Annotated in this window: 16 protein-coding genes and 2 pseudogenes; 7 read left to right on the top strand and 11 right to left on the bottom strand. The window is 69.2% G+C overall.

Translation table 11 applies throughout. The features are described from left to right. Positions 1-171 precede the first annotated feature (171 nt). Positions 172-913 (bottom strand): annotated as a pseudogene (locus tag ACIBLA_RS17550) (ATP-binding cassette domain-containing protein); the annotation flags it as partial. Positions 914-1036: 123 nt separating this feature from the next. Then, positions 1037-1807 (bottom strand): annotated as a pseudogene (locus tag ACIBLA_RS17555) (ATP-binding cassette domain-containing protein); the annotation flags it as partial. 412 nt (positions 1808-2219) lie between these two features. Between ACIBLA_RS17555 and ACIBLA_RS17560 the strand changes: the two are divergent. Then, a complete protein-coding gene (locus ACIBLA_RS17560) occupies positions 2220-3527 on the top strand; it encodes a sensor histidine kinase (protein ID WP_399199066.1) in 1308 nt (435 codons plus the stop codon). 63 nt (positions 3528-3590) lie between these two features. On the opposite strand, the gene ACIBLA_RS17565 is transcribed toward ACIBLA_RS17560, so the two are convergent. Both ACIBLA_RS17565 and ACIBLA_RS17570 read right to left on the bottom strand, forming a co-directional pair. Then, the gene (locus ACIBLA_RS17565) at positions 3591-5657 is read right to left on the bottom strand and encodes a PhoX family phosphatase (RefSeq protein WP_363240495.1); all 2067 of its coding nucleotides are present in this window, start codon (positions 5655-5657) and stop codon (positions 3591-3593) included. A gap of 418 nt (positions 5658-6075) precedes the next feature. After that, positions 6076-6516 carry a hypothetical protein gene (locus tag ACIBLA_RS17570; protein WP_399199067.1) on the bottom strand — a complete coding sequence of 147 codons (441 nt, stop codon included), beginning with the start codon at positions 6514-6516 and terminating at the stop codon, positions 6076-6078. Between ACIBLA_RS17570 and ACIBLA_RS17575 the strand changes: the two genes are divergently transcribed. Then, on the top strand, positions 6509-7258 hold the full coding sequence (locus ACIBLA_RS17575; RefSeq protein ID WP_399199068.1) for a VWA domain-containing protein: 750 nt from the start codon (positions 6509-6511) through the stop codon (positions 7256-7258). The two genes, ACIBLA_RS17570 and ACIBLA_RS17575, sit on opposite strands and share 8 nt — an antisense overlap. On the opposite strand, the gene ACIBLA_RS17580 is transcribed toward ACIBLA_RS17575, so the two are convergent. Both ACIBLA_RS17580 and ACIBLA_RS17585 read right to left on the bottom strand, forming a co-directional pair. Then, a complete protein-coding gene (locus ACIBLA_RS17580) occupies positions 7248-7553 on the bottom strand; it encodes a hypothetical protein (protein ID WP_363240498.1) in 306 nt (101 codons plus the stop codon). The two genes, ACIBLA_RS17575 and ACIBLA_RS17580, sit on opposite strands and share 11 nt — an antisense overlap. A gap of 40 nt (positions 7554-7593) precedes the next feature. After that, positions 7594-8334 (bottom strand): helix-turn-helix domain-containing protein, encoded by a 741-nt coding sequence (locus ACIBLA_RS17585; RefSeq protein ID WP_399199069.1) that lies wholly within the window; start codon positions 8332-8334, stop codon positions 7594-7596. Positions 8335-8580: 246 nt separating this feature from the next. On the opposite strand from ACIBLA_RS17585, the gene ACIBLA_RS17590 reads away from it, so the two are divergent. Together ACIBLA_RS17590 and ACIBLA_RS17595 are read left to right on the top strand one after the other, a co-directional pair. Beyond that, positions 8581-9249, top strand: coding sequence for a DUF4097 family beta strand repeat-containing protein (locus ACIBLA_RS17590; protein WP_399199070.1), 669 nt, complete (start codon positions 8581-8583; stop codon positions 9247-9249). Positions 9250-9296: 47 nt separating this feature from the next. After that, positions 9297-10112 carry an alpha/beta hydrolase gene (locus ACIBLA_RS17595; RefSeq protein WP_363240501.1) on the top strand — a complete coding sequence of 272 codons (816 nt, stop codon included), beginning with the start codon at positions 9297-9299 and terminating at the stop codon, positions 10110-10112. A gap of 14 nt (positions 10113-10126) precedes the next feature. Here the strand turns inward: ACIBLA_RS17595 and ACIBLA_RS17600 are convergent, their stop codons facing one another. Both ACIBLA_RS17600 and ACIBLA_RS17605 read right to left on the bottom strand, forming a co-directional pair. Then, entirely contained in the window at positions 10127-11077 is a 951-nt protein-coding gene (locus tag ACIBLA_RS17600) for a hypothetical protein (protein WP_399199071.1), read from the bottom strand. A 161-nt stretch (positions 11078-11238) separates the two neighbouring features. Then, positions 11239-12282 carry an NlpC/P60 family protein gene (locus ACIBLA_RS17605; protein WP_399199072.1) on the bottom strand — a complete coding sequence of 348 codons (1044 nt, stop codon included), beginning with the start codon at positions 12280-12282 and terminating at the stop codon, positions 11239-11241. Between the two features lie 370 nt (positions 12283-12652). On the opposite strand from ACIBLA_RS17605, the gene ACIBLA_RS17610 reads away from it, so the two are divergent. From ACIBLA_RS17610 to ACIBLA_RS17620, 3 genes are all read left to right on the top strand, one after another. After that, positions 12653-13642, top strand: coding sequence for an esterase/lipase family protein (locus ACIBLA_RS17610; protein ID WP_399199073.1), 990 nt, complete (start codon positions 12653-12655; stop codon positions 13640-13642). Positions 13643-13721: 79 nt separating this feature from the next. Then, positions 13722-14258: a hypothetical protein gene (locus tag ACIBLA_RS17615; RefSeq protein ID WP_363240505.1), complete on the top strand. Its 537-nt coding sequence runs from the start codon at positions 13722-13724 to the stop codon at positions 14256-14258. A gap of 254 nt (positions 14259-14512) precedes the next feature. Next, positions 14513-15595, top strand: a complete 1083-nt coding sequence (locus ACIBLA_RS17620; protein WP_399199074.1) for a leucine-rich repeat domain-containing protein — start codon at positions 14513-14515, stop codon at positions 15593-15595. Here ACIBLA_RS17620 and ACIBLA_RS17625 read toward each other — a convergent pair. Genes ACIBLA_RS17625 through ACIBLA_RS17635 form a run of 3 tightly spaced genes read right to left on the bottom strand, consistent with a single transcriptional unit; the run spans position 15514 to position 19129 of the window. Then, positions 15514-16818: a M20/M25/M40 family metallo-hydrolase gene (locus ACIBLA_RS17625; RefSeq protein WP_399199075.1), complete on the bottom strand. Its 1305-nt coding sequence runs from the start codon at positions 16816-16818 to the stop codon at positions 15514-15516. The two genes, ACIBLA_RS17620 and ACIBLA_RS17625, sit on opposite strands and share 82 nt — an antisense overlap. Further along, the gene (locus ACIBLA_RS17630; RefSeq protein ID WP_399199076.1) at positions 16815-18176 is read right to left on the bottom strand and encodes a cytosine permease; all 1362 of its coding nucleotides are present in this window, start codon (positions 18174-18176) and stop codon (positions 16815-16817) included. The genes ACIBLA_RS17625 and ACIBLA_RS17630 overlap by 4 nt, the downstream gene beginning before the upstream one ends. Then, positions 18173-19129 (bottom strand): DUF1177 domain-containing protein, encoded by a 957-nt coding sequence (locus ACIBLA_RS17635; RefSeq protein ID WP_363240509.1) that lies wholly within the window; start codon positions 19127-19129, stop codon positions 18173-18175. The genes ACIBLA_RS17630 and ACIBLA_RS17635 overlap by 4 nt, the downstream gene beginning before the upstream one ends. Positions 19130-19144 lie beyond the last annotated feature (15 nt).

Below are 19144 nucleotides of genomic sequence, written 5' to 3' on the forward strand. Positions count from 1 at the left end.
CGTCGGAAAGCGCGTCCCGCACCTCGTCCGCCGACGTCTCCGTCAGCTCGTCGCCGACCACCAACCAGCGGGTGATCCCCACCGATTCGAGGAACGGCAGATCGTGGCTCGCGATCAGCAGCGCGCCCTCGTACGACTCCAGCGCGCCCGTCAACTGCCGCACGCTCGCCATGTCGAGGCTGTTCGTCGGCTCGTCCAGCATCAACAGTTGCGGGGCGGGTGCGGCAAGCAGCATCGCCGCGAGAGCGGCGCGGAAGCGTTCACCGCCGGAGAGGGTGCCGGCGAGCTGCTGCGCCCGCGGCCCTTTGAAGAGGAAGCGCGCGAGCTGCGAGCGGATGTGGTTGTCGGTGGTGCCGGGCGCCAGGCGTGCGACGTTCGCCGCGATGCTCAGCTCCGGGTCCAGCACGTCGAGACGCTGCGGCAGGAACCGCGACGGCACGAAGGTCCGCGCCTCCCCCGACAGCGGCGCGAGTTCCCCGGTGAGGGTACGCAGCAGGGTCGTCTTGCCGGATCCGTTGCGTCCGACGAGGGCGACGCGTTCCGGGCCGCGTACGTCGAGCGTCCCTTCCCGCAGCCGCCCGAAGCGGGGCCGTACCTCGCGCAGGGTCAGGACCGTACGGCCTGCGGGCACTGCGGTACGGGGCAGGCTCACCCGGATCTCGGCGTCGTCGCGGATCGCGTCCGCCGCCTCCTCGCGGCGCTCGCGGGCCTCGCTCAGCCGCTCCTCCTGGAGGACCCGCGACTTGCCGGCCGACTCCTGCGCGGACCGTTTCAGGCCGCCCGCGACGATACGGGAAGCCTTGCGCTGGGCGTTGAGCTTCTTGTCCTGGCGCTGCCGGCGGGCGTTCTTGATCTGCGTCTCCTCCAGCTCGCGCTTCTGGCGCCGTACGTCGGCCTCGGCCGAGCGCAGCATGCGGCCCGCCGCCTCCTGCTCGGTGGCGAGCGCCTCCTCGTACGCGGAGAAGCCGCCCCCGTACCAGCTCACCGACCCGGCGCGCAGCTCCGCGATGCGGTCGACGCGCTCCAGCAGCTCACGGTCGTGGCTGACCACGACGAGCACGCCGGAGCGCCAGGAGTCGACGGCTTCGTAGAGCCGGTGCCGGGCGGGCAGGTCGAGGTTGTTCGTCGGCTCGTCGAGGAGGAGGACGTCGGGTCGCTCCAGGAGCAGGGCGGCCAGGCGCAGCAGGACCGTCTCGCCGCCGGAGATCTCGCCGACGGTGCGGTCCAGGTCGATCGCGCCGAGCCCGAGGGAGCCGAGCATGGCGACGGCGCGTTCCTCGACGTCCCAGTCCTCGCCGACCGTCTCGAAGTGTTCCTCGCGTACGTCTCCGCTCTCGATGGCGCGCAGCGCCTCGCGCCGCCGCGCGATGCCGAGCGCCTGGTCGACGCGGAGGGCGGTGTCGAGGGTGATGTTCTGCGGCAGGTACGCGAGGCTGCCGCCGACGGTGACGGACCCGCCGGAGGGGCGCAGCTCGCCCGCCAGCAGGTGCAGGAGCGTGGTCTTGCCGGTGCCGTTGGCACCGACGAGCCCGGTGCGGCCCCGGCCGACGCTGAGGGACAGCCCGTCGAAGACGGGGGTACCGTCCGCCCACCGGAAGGAGAGCGCGGAGCAGGTGAGGGAGGCGCTGGGGGGCGTGGGGGCGGACATGGTGGTCGACATGGCAGTGGTCCTCGCTGGCGCGGGCGGATGGGGGCGTCGTATGCGAGCACCACGCGGCGACCGGGCGCGGGAGCGCCGAGGGCTTGAGCCCTGGGGGAGATGCGGCTGTCCGAGAGGTCGGGGACGGCGGATGCATCGAGGTCGCATGCACGCGGGCGTACGGGCGGGGGCGTGAGCCGAAACCGGAGCCGTAGGGCGTGATGATCGCGAACCTCAGATGCGCAACGTCCACCTCTATCGGAGACAACAAGGACGTGGTGAACGATAGGGGACGGGGGCGACGGAGGCAAAGGGTTTCCTCCGGGGGGGGCGGGGGCGAGGGCGAGGGCCGGGGCTTGGGCGCCCGCCTCCACGGTCGGGTTTCACGGGTGTCTCCTGTCGGCCACCTCCCGGCGGTGCGTTCCCCGTGCCGAGCGGGGCACCGACAGTGCCGTCGGGAGCATGTCCGGCTCGGCCGGAACGCCCTCCCGGAAAGGCCCGCGGAGCGCCGCCCCGTGCGGGCTCCGGGTGCCCGAGTAAGGCGTTTCGTCGTCCGCCCGTGCCCGCTTAGGCTCGCCTCATGACCCACCCCGGCCGTCCGGATCGCGACAGCGGTGAGTACGACTCCGTGTCCGTACCGCGGTCGCTGCTGCCCGGCGCGCTGGTCTTCCGCGGCGAGAGCGGCGGGTGCGGCGGCCCGGTGCGCCGGACCGTCCGTGACTGGACCGTCGACTGTCTCGCGTTCGTCTGGGCCGTGGGCCTGTGGGCCTTGATGATCACCCGCAACCCCACGCTCGGCCATCTCCCGGACTGGCTCGTCTCGCTGGACCCGTGGCTCGGCGCGGTCGCCTGTCTCGCCCTCTGGTGGCGGCGCCGCTTCCCGCTGCTGGTGGCGCTGGTCCTGGTGCCCGTCGGCGCCCTGGCCAACACCGGCGTCGGCGCGGGCGCGGTGATCATCCTCAACCTCGCGCTGCGGGTGCCCTGGCAGCGGGCGCTGCCGGTGCTGTGCCTGATGATCGCGGCCGTCGCGCCGTACGTACTGATCTACTCCGTCCCGTACGAGGGCGGCTGGACCGCCGCGGTCTTCGTCCTCGCCTACCACGTGGTCTTCTTCGCCTGGGGCAGCGCGCTCCGGGCCCGCCGGCTGCTCGTCCTGAAGCTGCGCGAGGACGCCGACCGCGAGCGTACGGAGCACGCCCGCCGCCTCGCCGAGTCCCGGCGCACCGAACGCACCGCCATCGCACGCGAGATGCACGACGTCCTCGCCCACCGCATCTCGCTGCTCTCCGTGCACGCCGGGGCCCTCGCGTACCGCACACGGAAGGCCGAGGCCGGCGCCGGGCCGGAGCTGAGCGGCGCGGAGATCGCCGAGAGCGCGCAGGTCATCCGCGACACCGCGCACCAGGCGCTGAACGAGCTGCGCGACGTCCTGTACGTGCTCCGCACCGATACGGACAACGGCGAAACCGCCCCGCCACAGCCGACGATGGCCGATCTGAAGGCTCTCGTGGACGAGGCGCGGGCAGCGGGCCAGACGGTGGACTTCCGTACGGAGGACAGCTCCGAGTCGGAGTCACCCCGGCCACAGCTCCAGCGCACCGCCTACCGCGTGGTCCAGGAGGGCCTTACCAACGCCCGCAAACACGCGCCCGGTTCGCCCGTGACGGTCCGGTTGTACGCCGGTTCCCCACGTACCGAAGTGACCGTCGAGGTCAGCAATCCGCTGCCGGTCGGCGTGCCCGAATCGGCGATCCCCGGCGCGGGCGCGGGTCTGACCGGGCTGCACGAGCGCGTCGAACTGGACGGCGGCAAGCTGCGGCACGGCTCCGTGGACGGCACGTTCACCTTGAGCGCACGGCTGCCGTGGCACTCGCCTCCGGGCAGATGACAATCGCCGGACGGGCTGAGGGAAACAGCCCGTCCGGCGATCAGCACATCAGTTCACGGCGTCTCAGACGCCGATCTCGCCGCCGTCCTTGCGCCAGACCGCCACGACCGCCGGGCGGACCATCTTCCCGGGCCCGTCGGGCCACGCGCTCAGCGGGTTCTCGACCGTCGCACCGTCGATCTCGCCCGGGTGCTGCACCGCGACCAGCACGCGCCGGTCCTGGATGATCGGGCCGCAGGTCTCCGCGCCCTTCGGGACGGTGAGGAACTGCTTCAGCTCACCGCGCCGCTCGCCCTGCGTCGCCACACCGAACAGGCCGTCGTGCGAACCGAGCTGGGCACCGTCCGTGGAGATCCACAGGTTGCCGTGCGCGTCGAAGGCCACGTTGTCCGGGCACGAGATCTGGCTGACCTTGTCCTTCGGGAAGCCGGCGAAGTACGTCGCCGGGTCCTTCGGGTCGCCCGCGACCAGGAACAGCCGCCAGGCGAAGCCGTCGCCCGCCGCGTCGTCCCAGTTCTCGGCCAGCTCCAGGATCTGGCCGTGCTTGTTGGCCTTGCGCGGGTTGGCCTCGTCCACGCCCGCCTTGCCCGCGGCGCCGCGGTCGCTGTTGTTCGTCAGCGCGACGTACACGCGTCCGGTACGCGGCGAGGGCTCGACGTCCTCGGGGCGGTCCATCTTCGTGGCGCCGACCTTGTCACCGGCGAGGCGCGTGAAGACGTACACCTCCTCGGCGGTCATGCCGGGCACGTGCGAGACATCGCCGGTGGCCAGCGGGATCCACACGCCGGAGCCGTCGAACTCGCCGTCCTTGGGCAGCTTGCCGGAGCCGTCGATGTCCTCTACCGGGCTGTCGCCGGTCAGCTTCGCGACGTACAGCGTGCCCTCGTCCAGCAGCGTGAGGTTGTGCTCGCGGTCGGCGCGGCTGTTGCCCTTCCGCATCGACTTGGACGACACGAACTTGTAGAAGTAGTCGAACTTCTCGTCGTCGCCCATGTAGACGACCGGGCGGCCGTCGGCGGTGAGGCGCGGCTGCGCGGCCTCGTGCTTGAAGCGGCCGAGCGCCGTGCGCTTGCGCGGCGTGAAGTCGGGGTCGTACGGGTCCAGCTCGACGACCCAGCCGAAGCGGTGCGCCTCGTTGGGCTCCTGCTTCAGGTCGAAGCGCTTGTCGAACTGCTCCCACTTGCGCTCGGTGGCGGTAGTGCCGATGCCGTAACGCTTGTCGGTGGCGCTCGATCCGTTGGCGAAGTACTGGTTGAAGTTCTCCTCGCCCGACAGGATCGTGCCCCACGGGGTGGTGCCGCCGGCGCAGTTGTTCAGCGTGCCGTAGACCTTCTCGCCCGAGGAGTCGGCGGAGGTGCGCAGCAGGGCGGAGCCCGCGGCCGGTCCGGTGAGCCGGAACTCGCTCGTGACGGTGATACGGCGGTTCAGCTCGTGACGCGGTACGACGGTGAGCTTTCCGCTGCGGGAGTCCTCGTCCACCACGACGACCGACAGGCCGTGCGCGGCCCAGGCGATCTCGACCTGCTCGCGGGTGGGCTTGTCGGCGTCGTAACCCTTGAACATCAGGATTTCGTCGGTGTACTCGTGGTTGGCCACGAGGAGCTGCTTGCCGCGCTCGCCCTTCAGCGGGAGCAGGCTCAGGAAGTCGTTGTTGTAACCGAACTGGCCGGCCTGCGCCTTTGCGGTCTGCTTGTTCGGGTCGAACTCGGGGGCGCCGCGCAGGATCGGGTCACCCCAGCGGATGACGAGGTTCTGCGAGTAGCCGTCCGGGACGGTCACCTTGTCGGCGGTGTTGGGCGCGACGGGCGCGAAGCGCAGGCCGCGGGCGCCGTCGTTCTTGCCGCCGCTGCCGTAGCCGTTGTCGCCACCGACGAGGGGGGTGGCGGAGGCGGGGGTGGTGCCACCGGTGCCCGCGGCGATCGCGGTACCCGCGGCGGCGGCGACGGTCACCACGGCGGCACCGCGCACGATCGACCGACGGGACAGCGCACCGGCTATGACGTCGCCGGCGTACTCGTTGTCACTGGTGTTGGGCGTCTCGTGGAAACACGCGTCACCGCAGCGGTAACGGCAGGTCATGGCGGAACGTCCGCCCGGGTGCGAGCTGAACAGCGGCAGCAGTTTGCGCACTTTCCCCTCCGATGGGACTTGCTCGGCGCGCCTGCGCCGACATTGTGTCGGGATATGTACGGCGGCGACGCTATGCGCGTAGGCCGCCGGTACAGCGGCCTCAAGGTGAACGTGGAATGAATGTGAGTCGACCGGGTACCGGAAGGGGCCACGTTCCAGTTCGCGGGGCGCCCCTGCCGGAGAGGGCGCCGAGTGGCCGCTAACCTTACGTATCCGCCGTGGCCAGGGATGCTGAGTTTCGGTCGGGGCAAGACCCCGGATCCCCTGTTCCAAGTACGGATATATGCCGCACCCAACTCATCTGAAAGGCCTCGACCATGGGCATTCGGAGCTTGCTGCGCAAGGTGTTTGGACGCGAGCGTGCGGAGCGTGACGAGTCGGCGGCCACGACGGTACCGGCACAGACCGAGCGCACGCATCAGCCAGAGCCCACGACGCCAGCCGCGACGACGACCACGACCACGCCTTCGACGACCAGCACGACGTCAACGAGTGCTACGACTTCAACCTCGACGGCGACGACCGCGACAACGGCCGCGAAGGCCACCGCCTCGGTGCCGGCACCGGCGAAGGAGCCGTCGCCCGCCGCGGAGAAGTCCACGACGACGAAGACGGAGACCGAGAAGGAGACGGAGAAGGCCGACGACCTGGTCGCCGCGGCCTTCGACAACCCGCGTACGACGACGCCGGAGCCAAGCGTCCCGGCACAGACGAAGCGGGAGGAGCCGAAGACGGCGACGGTCCCGGCACAGGCGCAGCCCGCGCCGGAGCCGCTGATCGAGCCGGAGCCGGAGCCGGTGGCGGAGGTCGCGCCGGAGCCGGTGGCGGAGCCGGAGCCTGAACCGGAGCCGGTGGCCACGGTTGAGGCCGAGGCCGAGGTCGTAGCCGCGCCCGCGCCCGAGGTCGCCGGCAAGCCCGCGTACTCCGGCGCCCGCGTCAAGACCCGCGCGCCGGGCCTCGCCGACATGCACAAGGCGGCCGGCGTCGCGCTCAAGGACCTCGGTCTGACCGGGAAGCGCGCGACCGTCTATCTCGTGCTCGACCGTTCGGGTTCCATGCGCCCGTTCTTCAAGGACGGCAGCGCCCAGCACCTCGGCGAGCAGGCGCTCGCGCTCTCGGCGCAGTTGGACGAGAAGGCGAACGTGCAGGTCGTCTTCTTCTCGACCGACATCGACGGTACGGGTGACCTCTCCCTCACGTCGTACGAGAACCGGGTGGACGAACTGCACGCCGGACTCGGCCACATGGGCCGGACGAACTACCACCGCGCGGTGGAAGAGGTCGTCACCCTGCACGAGAAAGCGGGCAACCCCGGCCCGGCGCTGGTGATCTTCCAGACGGACGGCGCGCCGGAGGCCAAGCAGGTGGCGGAGAAGGCGTTCGCCGAGGCGGCGAAGCTTCCGCTGTTCTGGCAGATCGTGGCGTTCGGCGAGCACGAGGCGAAGGGCTTCGACTTCGCGCGCAAGCTGGGCGCGGACGAGAAGGCCGCGAACGTCTCGTTCTTCCACGCGGGCCCGGCCCCGAAGGACGTCCCGGACGCGGAGTTCTACGCCAAGCTGCTCGCGGCACTCCCGGCCTGGTGGTCTGCCCTTAAGGCCTGATCAAGCCCGGTAATCGGATCCACGACAGCGAAAACGCGAGGGCCCCTGCGGGGGTGCCTCGCGTTTTCGCGTCGAACATGGCCCACCGGGCCGTGGAATTCAACGGGTTGTCCACCCACTCGCCCCAACTGCCGTCGTCCTGGAGCGTCCAGGCGCCCTTGATGTACGACAAATCAATCCCGCCGGGGAAGGCGACCTCGTTTTCGTAGTCGTACCTGCTGTCGTCCTTGAACGTCTTGTTGATGTCGATGCCACCCGGCGCGTCGATCTCGTAGTAGGTACGCCCGAGACCCATTACGAAGGCCCTCGGGCCCAGCGCTGGGCCCATATCGGACCTATGCCGTGTCGGTGTCGCCGGAGGGCGTTTCGGGTGCGCTGTGGAGGATCTCGCGAGCCTGCTCGGCGGCGCGGATGATGCTCTCGCCGATGAAGTCGACGAAGCGGGCGATGTTCTCCAGGCGTACGGCTGCCGGGGTGTCACGGCCGAGGATGGCGACGCCCTGCCGCGCGGTCTCGGCGAGTTGGAGGTTGCCTCGGGCGCTGGCGATCGTCGACTGGTACCAGACGTCGCCGTCGGCGACGTAGCGCTCACGGCGGCGGTCGTCGCGTTCCCGGCGCACGAGGCCCTGGCTTTCGAGGAACGTGATCGCTTTGGAGATGGATGCCGGGCTGACCTGGAGGTGCTGGGCCAGTTCGGACGCGGTGAGGCTGCCCGCGTCGGCGGTGAAGAGGCAAGTCAGCACTCGGGCCACCATCTTGGGCAGGCCCGACTGCATGAGGAGGGTGGTGAAGGTCTCCTCGTACTCGCGCACCGCCTCAAGGTCACGCCCGTGGGCCGTCGCGGGCGTGTGGGGTCCTGGGGGCGCCGTCCGCCGACGGCGGTGGGTGCGGCGCTCGGTGGCGCGGTGGGCGAGGTCGGCGCGGTAGGCGGTGGGGCCGCCGTTGCGCATCACCTCGCGCGTGATCGTCGAGGTGGGGCGGTCGAGACGTCTGGCGATCTCCGCGTAGGCGAGGCTGTCGGCCAACCCCAGCGCGATCTGCTGGCGTTCCTGCTGGGTGAGTCTGCCTCCCGGCATCGCGATCTCCTCTGTGCTGCGTGCTGTGTGCTCCGCGAAGCCGCCAACATAGCGTTCACTCCTACTCCAATGCAACGACTTGGAACGACAGACGTTGCATTGCCCTCACATTCATTGCAACGATTGCGCTGCTCTTACCTGCGTCGATGCACTTCCATAGCAACAAACATGTTGCGCAATCCATGAACGCTACGTAGCGTTTCCGGTATCAGAAACAAAGAAGCGCGAACGCAAGAGGAGAGCACGATGCAGAAGTACGACACCCCCACCCCGATCTCCGCCGTCCTCGACATCCCCGCCGGACGCATCCAGCTCATCGCCGCCGACCGGATCGACACCACCGTTGAGGTCCTGCCTTCGAACGCCTCGAAGGGCCGCGACGTGAAGGCCGCGGAGCAGACCACGGTCGAATACGCCGACGGCGTTCTGCGGATCGCGAGTTCGGCGGCGCGGCACCAGATCCTCGGCCCCTCCGGATCGATCGAGGTGACCGTCAAGCTGCCCGCCGGCTCCCGCGTCGAAGGAAAGGCGGCAGCCGCCGAACTCCGGGCCGTCGGACGGCTCGGCGACGTCGTCTTCGACGGTGCGCACGGCGCGACCAAGCTCGACGAGGCCACGAGCGTCCGCCTCACCGCCCTCGCCGGTGATGTCTCGGTCGGACGCCTCGACGGCCCCGCGGAGATCAGCATCCAGAAGGGCGACATCCAGATCACCGAAGCAGTGCGCGGCACGGTCGTGTTGCGCACCGAGTCCGGCGACGTGTCGGTCGGCGCCGCGCACGGCGTCTCCGCCTCACTGGACGCCGGCACCACCTACGGCCGTATCCACAACTCGCTCAAGAACGCCGGCGGCACCGCCGACCTGGCCATCCACGCGACCACCGCGCAGGGCGACATCACCGCGCGCAGCCTCTGATCCGCACGCTGACCCCCGCACCCCGCACCATCCAAAGGAGTTCCGCCATGACGAAGAACAGCACTCCCTCCTCGACCGACTCGCAGTGGACCGGCATGGTGCCCGTCGACGACACGGCCCTGGCCGTCACCGACACCGGCGGTCCCGGTGTCCCCGTGGTCTACCTCAACGGCCAGTTCGCCACCCAGGGCTACTGGAGACGGGTCATCGCCGAACTGGGCACGGGATGGCGGCACATCACGTACGACGAGCGGGCTCGCGGCAAGAAGTCGAAGCGTTCCGCGGACTACTCCTTCGAGGCCGCCGTCCGCGACGTCGACGCCGTACTCGCGGCCAGGGGTGTGGACCGGGCGCTCGTGGTCGGCTGGTCCTACGGGGCGGTCGTCGCGGCGCACTGGGCCGAACGGAATCCGGAGCGGGCCCTGGGTACGGTCCTGGTCGACGGCGCCTTCCCGCACGACTGGCTCGACGCGGCCATGGAGCAGCGGATCCGGAAGCTGTTCCGGCGGATGGGCTGGTTCACGCCGCTGCTGCGTCCGACGGGCCTGACCCCGCGGATGAGCCCCGCCGAACAGGCGGAGAGCAACATCGAGTTGGGCAGGCTCTCGCGCGAGAGCGAGCTGGCGCCCGTGCTGGACAGCATCACCGTTCCGGTGCGGTACGTGGTCGCGTCCGGGTCGTCCTTGGGGAGTCGCGGGGACGAGCAGGAGCGGATACGCGCCAGCCTCGAAGCGGTGACCGTTCGCAACCCGAACATCAAAATCGGCATGAAGGTCGCCAGCAACCACGGTGCGATCCTGAAGAAGGACGCCCCCGCTGTCGCGAAGGCCGTACGCGAGGTCGCCGCTCACCCTGGTTCATGAGACACAGGTCGGACTCAGACGCAGTCGTTGCTGACGTCCCAACAGGTCTCCTCCGGGAAGGGATCGCCACCGCCACCACCGTCATCGGGGGGTGGCGTGTCGGTCGTCGGCGGTGGTTCGTACGGGGGCGGTTGCGGTGTCCAGGTACTCGGCGTGGGCTGAGGTTCCTTCGAGGGTGTCGTCTTCTCGGCCGGAGGCGGTTGCCCGGCATCGCCGGTCCGGTCGGTTGCGGCTTCGTCTTTCGTGGGCTTGGGGGTGCTGTCGCTGGAGGTCTTGGCGGCCGGGGAGTTGCCGGCCGTGTCCGCAGGGGAGGCCGTGACTGCCGGTCCGCTCGTTCGGCTGTCCTGCGGCTCGGCGGTGTCCTGCTTCGGCCGGAGCATGTATGTGGCCGTGGCTGTCAGGATCACGAGCAGAGCGGCGAGCGTGACGGCCAGGCCTCCCCGCTTGGCGCGGCGCAGGGCCGGCTTCGTCGGCTCCGGCAGCGCTGGGGCGGAGCCTTCCTGCGCCAGCTGCGGCGGCGGCTGGGTGGCGGGCGGTTGTTCGGGGGTGCTGGTGCCCGGTTCCGTGCTGGTGCCTGGTGCCGTGCTGGTGCCGGTGCCGGGCTCGGGGTCCGGTTCGGGGCCTGGTCCGGGATCCGGTCCGGGATCCGGTCCGGGATCATCCGGCTTGGGATCCAGTACCGGATCCGGGTCCGGTCTTGGCTCTCCGCTGCCCCAGTCCGGGGCTGCGGACTCCTCCATGACCACGGCCATCGCCAGTCGCCGGCGGGCTTCCAGCCACGTATCGACCGTCTCGGCGTCGACCCCACACGCCCGGACGAAGGCGGTCAGAAGCTCCTCGCGGGGGAGGTCCTCCCGAGCCAGCGCGCCGGAAACCGTGGCGCGCGGCAGTGCGTCACCCGCGTCGCTCGCTCTGCGTTCCAACTGCCGGTAGCTGAGATCGGCCCAGCTGCGCAACTGGCGCATTGACCGGACGAATTCCGCCGGTGTACGCGCGGCCTTCGGATCGGGCCCCGTCCCTGTCCCTGTCCCCACCTGTTTCCCCCTGTCGCCCCCGTGTCCGAAGGACACTAATGCGAAAGGGAATTGGGAGGGAATCCGACAGGCGCAGGCGGCTCCCGTTTCGGTCACCGGGTGATGTGGCGGTAGCTGACGACGTCCGAGCGGTCGGGGAGCGGCGCGGTGGTGACTTGCTTGCCGCGGCCGGGGGCGTGGATGACCTTTCCGTCCCCGATGTAGATGCTCACGTGCCCGCCCTTGTTGCTGATGATCAGGTCACCCGGAACCAGCTTGCCTCGGGTCGTGGACTTGCCGGCGTTCACCTGGTCCCAGGTGGTACGCGGGAGTTCGACCCCGGCCTTCTCCCAGGCCCGCATCACCAGACCGGAGCAGTCGAAACCGTTCGGGCCGGTGCCACCCCAGACGTACGGCTTACCGAGCTGGTCCCGCGCGAACGCGACGACCGCCTTCGCCCCCGACGCCGTCGCCTCCTTCTTGGGCTTGTCCGGCTTCGGCGTCTTCTTCTTCGGAGGGTCGTTCTTCGGAGGGTCGTTCTTCGGCGGATCCGTCTCGGCCGGGTCGCTCTCCTGCCGGTCCATCTCCTGCGGATCCATCTCCAGCCGATCCACCCCGACAGACCCCATCTGCGACCGCGCGGAGTCCGGTTCGGCAGGGACGCGCAACGTCTCCCCGGCGTAGATGAGCGTCGAGGTGCCCAGATCGTTCAGCTCCTGGAGCGCCTTGACGGTCGTGCCGTGAGCACCGGCCAGGGCGTAGAGCGTGTCACCGGTGCGCAGGGCGACCTTCTCGACGTCCGCGGTGCCGGACCCGTCCGGACCGGCCGGCTTCTTCGGCGTCTCCCACACGGGCTTGGGCATTTCCGGCCCGTGCGGTGTCGGCGGCGCGGGAGCGGGTGTCGGTGTCGGCCGGACCTCCGTGGACGACGAGTCCGAGGACGGGCCGTGCACCGCCAGCAGCACCCCGCACACCAGGGAGAGCACGAACATCACCACCAGCAGGGCCGCCGACCACAGCCGGTCCCTGCGCTCGGTTCGCCCCGTGCTCTGCGGCTTGCGGTGCGACACCGGCTTCTTCGCCTGAACCCGTGCGTGAACCCGTGCCTGCGCCTGCGCCGTGCGCGGCGAGGGCCTGAGCAGCGTCTGCTGGGCCATCACAACCTCCCTCTCGGGCTGCGACCTCCGCAGCTCCGAGACGAGGCTGTATCGCCGTCGTGGTGTCCCGCCAGATCCTCAGGCGTCCCGGACAGTCCGGGACCGTCCAGGCATCCTCAACCCGCCCCGCCGGACCGTCCGACCACCCCCGCCCACCACCTCTGACCAGCACGGACGCACCCGGACAGTCCAGGACGCCGCGATCCATTGCCCCACCCCGAACCCGGCGGCAAAGCTTCTCTCATCGCCCCGCACCGCTCGGCCGCCGCCTGAACAAGGCGCCCTCCAGCGGCAGTTACGGGGCACGCCCCGCGCTTCGTACGAAGCAGCCCGGCACCTTCCACCCAGTCCTTACTCAAGGAGCATCAGCATGCGCAGAAAACGAACCCGCGGACTGGCGGTGGCCACCGTCGCCGCCGGGTTACTGGCCGGAGGCATCACCGCCGGCACCACCGACCTCTTCACCGTCGACGAGCCCGCCGACACGATCGCCAACTTGGCGGCCCAGCAGCAGAAGAGTGCCGCCGATCCGGGGCCGACTCCGCCGCCGAGAAATGACGGCGGCACCGAGACCGTGTACATGGTCAAGGGCTACGACGACACCAAGGACGAGGTCCCCGGCGTCAGTTGTGGCTACCGCTGGGACAAGCCGATCAAGGCCATGAAGAAGTGGGGCTGGGCGAAGAGCAAGAAGAACTTCGTCCGGGTCGGCTTCTACACCGAAGACTACAAATGCGACATCAACCTGGCCAAGAAGGACGGCACCCGCGATCTGGGCATCAAGGAGCTGGGCCGCCGACTCGCCTGGAACATCCACCTCAACCACTCCCAATGGGGCCGCAGCGTCGACGTGGTCGGCCACTCCATGGGCAGCGTGATCATCAGGGCGGCGCTCGCGGGCACCGAGCGCGGTGAGAAGGACTGGCCGCCCTACGTGTACGTCGAGGACGCCGTCACTCTCGGCGGCCCCCACCAAGGAGCAATTGCCTCGGAGCTCTGCTTCGTCGGGCACAACAACCAGCAGTGCAGGGACATGACTGCGACCTCCGAATTCATGGGCTGGTTGAACAAGACCGACGCGGCGCAGGCAGAGGGCGGCACCGACTGGACGGCGATCGGATCCAGAACAGACACCGCGGTCCTGCCGGGCAGCTCAACCCCGAGCGACATCGGCATCCGCCACCTCGTGCTCTACGGCTTGACGGCCGGCATCGACCACGGCGGGCTCCGCGAGCTGACCGAAGGCACGTACCCGATGGAGCACTCCAATGACGCGGGCTCCAACTGGCGGGACAACGACGAGGCAGTCGCCCCGATACGCGCCGCCTTCAACGCCCTGTACTTCCACTCCCGCTGGTGACACCCGTCCAGACCGAACGGTAGACAGCGCCCGCCATCCGGCGCGACCCAAACCCATCACGTACACAAGGAGCACCAACATGCGTATCCGCAATGCCGAAACCAACAAGGTCCGTCCGCTGGCTATCGCCGCCCTCGCCGCCTGCCTCCTCGCCGGGGGCTCCGCGGGTGCCGCTGCCGGCGGCCTGTTCAGCACCACCACCGAGGCCAAGGCCGAGACCAAGTCCGGCTACGCCATTTCCAGCGCGGCCTCCGGCCAGCAGCAGAACAGCACGGCCACCGCGAGCAAGTGCCAGGGCTCCGCCATCGGCCTTCCCGGCAAGTGGATCACCGGGCAGTCCGAGTGCGCCTTCATCGGCAGCAAGACCACCAAGACGCTCACCTACGAGCTGTGGGGCGACAAGAACGCCGGCCAGCAGCGCGCAGTGGTCGAGGTCTTCGGCATCTCCCCCGAGGGCAAGGGAACTTGGTACAAGGCCGGTGGCATCTCGGGCGGCACCGGCTCGACCACCACCCGCATCAGCGTGCCCTGGGGCAACAGCGCCGCCACTCCGAAGATCCGGGTCATGTCCACCTCACCGGCCGCCCTCGTGGCCAAGGTCAGCTTCTCGCACTGACCAGACCTGAAAGGGGCCCGGTCGGGCCTGTCAGTCCAACAGGTCCGACCGGGCCACCCTCCGGCGTACTGATCGGCGGCATTCTCAACGGACTCGCCAAGTTCGTCAGAGCCCGAGGGCAGAACGCCGAAAACGAGGACGGAGCCCCCCTCACCGCCGTGACACCGGCCCCGATGCCACGCGCGGCCGGACCGCGGGGTTGAGTGCCAGAATCAGATCTTCACTGTCCCGTGGGCTGCTTCCTGAGGATCACCATGTCTGACTATGACGAACTGCTTGAGGATGAGCTGGAGGAGATGGCAGAGACAGATGCGCTGGAGGAGGCCGAGGAACGTATAAGCGAGGCACTTCTCGGCGGCGCCGCATCATTGGACCTCGGCTTCCTCGACTTGAACGTCATACCTTCTTCGCTGGGCGAGCTCACGGCGCTCACGGAACTCGACCTCAGTGGCAACTTCTTCGAGCTGCCCGACTTCCTGGGAAATCTCACCGGGCTCACGCGTCTCGACCTGGTTGATCTTCAGCTCACCGAGTTGCCGGTGTCGATGCGCAATCTCACCAGCCTCACTGAACTCAACCTCAGCGGTAATCACCTCGTTCAGCTGCCGGGATGGATGGCTGATCTCTCGGAGCTCACCGAACTGAACCTAGAGGGCAACCAGCTCACCGAGCTACCCGCATGGGTCGGTGATCTCAGCGCCCTCACCGAACTCAACCTCAGCGGTAATCAGCTGACCGAGCTGCCCGCCTCGCTGGGCAACCTCACCGCCCTCACCGCCCTCAACCTCAGCGGTAATCAGCTCAGCGAGTTGCCGGAGTCACTGGGCAACCTCACCGCCCTCACCGAACTCAACCTGGACTTCAATCATCTTGCCCAGCTGCCCGAATCGTTGGGCGGCCTCGGTGCCCTCACCCATCTTCTCCTGGGCAGCAACCGGCTCAGCCGGTTGCCCACAGCTCTGGGCGGCCTCACTGCCCTCACTTGGCTGAACCTCGACCGCAATGACCTTGCCGAGCTGCCCGCTTGGGTGGGTGATCTCACCGCCCTCACCGGACTCAACCTCGGCGGCAACCGGCTCACGGTGGTGCCTGAATCGCTGGGCAACCTGTCCGCCCTCGCCCATTTCGACATCAACGGCAACCAGCTGACCGAGTTGCCCGCCTCGCTGGGCAACCTCACCGCACTCAAAAGCCTGGTGCTCCGTGGTAACCGGCTGACCGACCTGCCTGCGTCCTTGAAGCAACTCACCGCCCGTCAGCACGTCTGCCACAACCGGGACATCACCCGCACCCCGAATCGCAGTCCGTCCAGCGGGACGCGTTCGTCGACGCCGTGAAAAAGGCGGCCGTAGTCGAGGTCGTGTGGCAGTTTGAGGCCCTTGAAGCCGAAGCAGCGGATGCCGAGGCGGGTGAAGGCCTTGGCGTCGGTGCCGCCCGGATTGCAGTAGGGGACCGGGTGGCCGTCGGGGTCCTCGGCCCGTACCGCCGCGCACATGGCGTCGACGAGTGGGCCGTCGAAGGATGTCTCCAGTGCCGCACCCTGGTGGACGAAAGTGCGGGTGACCGAGGGGAGCAACAACTCGTCGAGGCTGTCGAGGAGTTCTTGCTCGTGCCCCGGCAGGAAGCGCCCGTCCACGCGGGCCGTGGCCTTTCCGGGTATCACGTTGGTCTGGTAGCCGCCGGACAGCATGGTCGGGTTCGCCGAGTTGCGGAGCACCACCTGGACGAATTCGGTCACCGGGCCCAACTCGGCCAGCGTCGCCTCCAGGTTCTCCTCGTCGAAGGCGATGCCCTGGATGCGGGCCGCCTCGACGAGGAGTGCCCGGACCGGTTCGATCAGGCGGATCGGGAAGGTGTGCCGTCCGATGCGGGTCAGGGTTTCGGCGAGGTCCGTGACAGCGTTCTCGTCGTTGGGTGAGGAGCCGTGTCCGGCCCGGCCCGTCGCGGTCAACTCCAGCCAGGCCATGCCGCGTTGGGCGTTCTCGATCGGGTACAGGCGGTGGGCGTCGTCGAGGGCGAAGGAGAATCCCCCGCCCTCCCCGATCGCCTCGGTGACCCCGTCGAACAGCTCAGGCCGGTGTTCCACCAGCCAGTGCGCGCCGTAGGTCCCGCCCGCCTCCTCGTCGGCGAGGAAGGCCAGGACCAGGTCGCGGGAAGGGCGGGTGCCGGTGCGGGCGAAGTGGCGGGCCGTGGCCAGCATCACGGCCACCGTGTCCTTCATGTCGATCGCACCGCGGCCCCACAGGTAGCCGTCGTGGATTTCTCCGGAGAACGGTGGCACCTGCCACTCCGACGCGTCGGCCGGTACGACGTCGAGGTGGCCGTGGACCAGAAGGGCGCCGCGGGCGGGGTCCGCGCCGGGGATGCGCGCGATCACGTTCGCGCGTCCCGGGGCCGACTCCACGAGCACGGAGTCGATGCCGGCCTCCGCGAGCCGCGCCACCACCCAGTCGGCGCAGGCGCGTTCGTCGCTCGTCGGGTTGGACGTGTCGAAGCGGATCAGCTCGGCGCACAGTTCGACGACCTCCCTCTGCGCCTCTTCGGAGGCAGAGGAGGTCATCTGACACCTGCCGGGGCCGGCGCCGGGACGGTCGTTGTCTCGTCCTGCAAGGTCGATGTGCCGTACGACCGGACGAGCCCCATCAGGCCCAGCACGGAGTAGAGCACGAACGCCGTGGCGAGGGAGTTGAGCGCCGGGATGCCGACGGTGACGTACTTGCCGACACAGAACGCGGCCACCCAGATCACCAGCGACAGCGGCACCCAGGTCGGTGAGGCCGCCGGCAGTGTCCCGGCCGCGCGGGTGTCGTCCAGCGGCCTGCGCATGCGGCGTACGACCCAGTACTCGGCCACGATGATCCCGCCGATCGGCGGGATGGCGACGCCGAGCACGGACAGGAACTCGGTGAAGTGGGTCATGATGCCGACCGCGGAGAGCAGGGTGCCCGCGAGGCCGAGGGCCACGGTGACCGCACCACGGTGCAGGCGCTTTCCGAAGACGACCTGGAAGAAGTTCACGACGCCGAGTGAGGAGCCGTACAGGTTCCAGTCGTTGATCTTCGCTGTGGACATCAGGACGATGGCCACACCGATCACGCCGGAGGTGCTGAGCACGATGTGCGTGACCTCGTTGCTCTTGACCATGTGCCCCAGCAGCACACCGGTCATGCCGACGATGTACTCGGAGAGGATCATCGACGCGGCGGACTGCACCAGGACGTGGTTGCCCTTGCGGTTGTAGCGGGTCATCTCCGGGGAGACGATCGCGCCGGTCATGTAGCCGCCCGCTATGGCCGTGGCGGCGACGGCGAGCGGCAGGTGCTCGCCGGGCGGCGGGGAGCTGATCAGCTCGCTGATGGAGTGCTCGGACAGCGTGCTGATCACGGACCAGGCGACCAAGCCGAAGAAGAGCGGAGTGACGATCTTCGCGAAGAGCGCCATCCAGCGGAAGCCGAAGATGACGAGGGCGGTGATGGCGATGCCCGCGAGCACGCACCACATCCAGGACGGGCCGCCGACGATCGCGGAGACGCTGGTGCCGAAGATGGTGTTCTGGACGCCGAACCAGCCGACGAGGCTGAGCGCGATCACAAAGCTGACGAGCGCCGAACCGTTGCGGCCGAAGCCGGTCCAGCGGGTGAGCAGCGGGGTGGCCAGCCCCTCTCGCATGCCGGCGAGCCCGATCGCGAAGATCACGACTTCGAGGATGACGGCGCCGAGCGTGAAGGCGAGGAAGGCGTCACCGAAGGTCATGCCGACGCCGATCGTGGCGCCGAGGGTGAACTGGGAGATGGAGCCGGACTGAGCGAGCCACTGGAGCAGCATCGTCCAGAAGCCGAGGCGCTTGTCGCGCGGCACGCGGGAGAGCGAGTAGTCGTCGCTGCCCAACTGCTTCGCGGGTGTGGCGGTGGTGGTCATGAGGACTCCCCTGAGGGACGGCCGAGGGTCTGCAGGTGGGACAGCGACCCGTAACGGCTGACGAGATCTGCGAACTCCACCTCGTCGTGGAAGTCCAGGAGGCCGCCGCCGTAGGCCTTGGCGACCTCGACGGCGTAGCGGGCGGCCGAGGCGATGTCCACCTCGTGGCTGGCGCCCGTCTGGCAGCCGGGCACCGCGGCGGCCGAGGTGACCGCGAGACCGACGACCGGGGCAGCGGTCGCGGTGGCAGGCTGAAGGATCGAGTTGATGTGGTGGACACCGTTACCGTAGGGCGTGATGTCCTGGTTCGTCACCGGATAAGTGACCAACGGCTCACCGGTGACGACGGCGAGCAGCTCGCCCAGCTGTTCCCTGACCCGGAGCACCCACCCTTCCTTGACGGTGGGTGACAGGGCCAGGCCCTTGTGGTTGATGATGCGGTTGCCCTTGGTGGTGTCGATGGACAGAACGGCCTCCATCTCCCCGGTCACCTCGTGCCGGTTCATGGTGGCCATGTCGACCGGCGAGCCCATGAACGGCACCGGGTCGTGTGGTTCGGTGGGGGCGTCCGGGCAGATGTGGGTGGCAAGGATCACGTCTCCGTCGAGGTGATCGCCACGGCACCGCATGTCGAGGAGCTTGGCCGCGGCGGCGAGGGCCGCGGCGGCGCCGTCCGCGTCGGAGACCAGGCCCGTCGCGTCGGGCCGGGCTCCGACCCCGCCGAGCCTCCCGATCACGCCAAGCGTGCGGGACGCTCCTCCGACGGTGCGTCCCGTCCGTCCGGCGATGTGGATGCTGACGAAGTCCGTGGTGCCCCTGTCACCGACGACGGTCGTGACCCGGGCGCCCGAGCCGTCGGGCCCCGCGACCGAGTCGAGGTACTCCACGACCCGCTTGCCGTTGGCGCCCGGATCGTCCAGGAGATCCACGACGTCCAGCACGTACTTCAACATGGGTGGCCTTTCTGC

The organism is Streptomyces sp. NPDC050433 (assembly GCF_044458565.1).
Taxonomy (GTDB): domain Bacteria; phylum Actinomycetota; class Actinomycetes; order Streptomycetales; family Streptomycetaceae; genus Streptomyces.

Excerpts from the sequence above, each read along its gene's own strand:
- ACIBLA_RS17610 (WP_399199073.1), top strand. The coding sequence starts at position 12,653 with ATGCGCAGAAAACGAACCCGCGGACTGGCGGTGGCCACCGTCGCCGCC.
- ACIBLA_RS17580 (WP_363240498.1), bottom strand. The coding sequence starts at position 7,553 with ATGGGTCTCGGGCGTACCTACTACGAGATCGACGCGCCGGGTGGCATC.
- ACIBLA_RS17625 (WP_399199075.1), bottom strand. The coding sequence starts at position 16,818 with ATGACCTCCTCTGCCTCCGAAGAGGCGCAGAGGGAGGTCGTCGAACTG.
- ACIBLA_RS17595 (WP_363240501.1), top strand. The coding sequence starts at position 9,297 with ATGACGAAGAACAGCACTCCCTCCTCGACCGACTCGCAGTGGACCGGC.
- ACIBLA_RS17560 (WP_399199066.1), top strand. The coding sequence starts at position 2,220 with ATGACCCACCCCGGCCGTCCGGATCGCGACAGCGGTGAGTACGACTCC.
- ACIBLA_RS17615 (WP_363240505.1), top strand. The coding sequence starts at position 13,722 with ATGCGTATCCGCAATGCCGAAACCAACAAGGTCCGTCCGCTGGCTATC.
- ACIBLA_RS17600 (WP_399199071.1), bottom strand. The coding sequence starts at position 11,077 with ATGCGCCAGTTGCGCAGCTGGGCCGATCTCAGCTACCGGCAGTTGGAA.
- ACIBLA_RS17590 (WP_399199070.1), top strand. The coding sequence starts at position 8,581 with ATGCAGAAGTACGACACCCCCACCCCGATCTCCGCCGTCCTCGACATC.
- ACIBLA_RS17635 (WP_363240509.1), bottom strand. The coding sequence starts at position 19,129 with ATGTTGAAGTACGTGCTGGACGTCGTGGATCTCCTGGACGATCCGGGC.
- ACIBLA_RS17585 (WP_399199069.1), bottom strand. The coding sequence starts at position 8,334 with ATGCCGGGAGGCAGACTCACCCAGCAGGAACGCCAGCAGATCGCGCTG.
- ACIBLA_RS17630 (WP_399199076.1), bottom strand. The coding sequence starts at position 18,176 with ATGACCACCACCGCCACACCCGCGAAGCAGTTGGGCAGCGACGACTAC.
- ACIBLA_RS17620 (WP_399199074.1), top strand. The coding sequence starts at position 14,513 with ATGTCTGACTATGACGAACTGCTTGAGGATGAGCTGGAGGAGATGGCA.
- ACIBLA_RS17605 (WP_399199072.1), bottom strand. The coding sequence starts at position 12,282 with ATGGCCCAGCAGACGCTGCTCAGGCCCTCGCCGCGCACGGCGCAGGCG.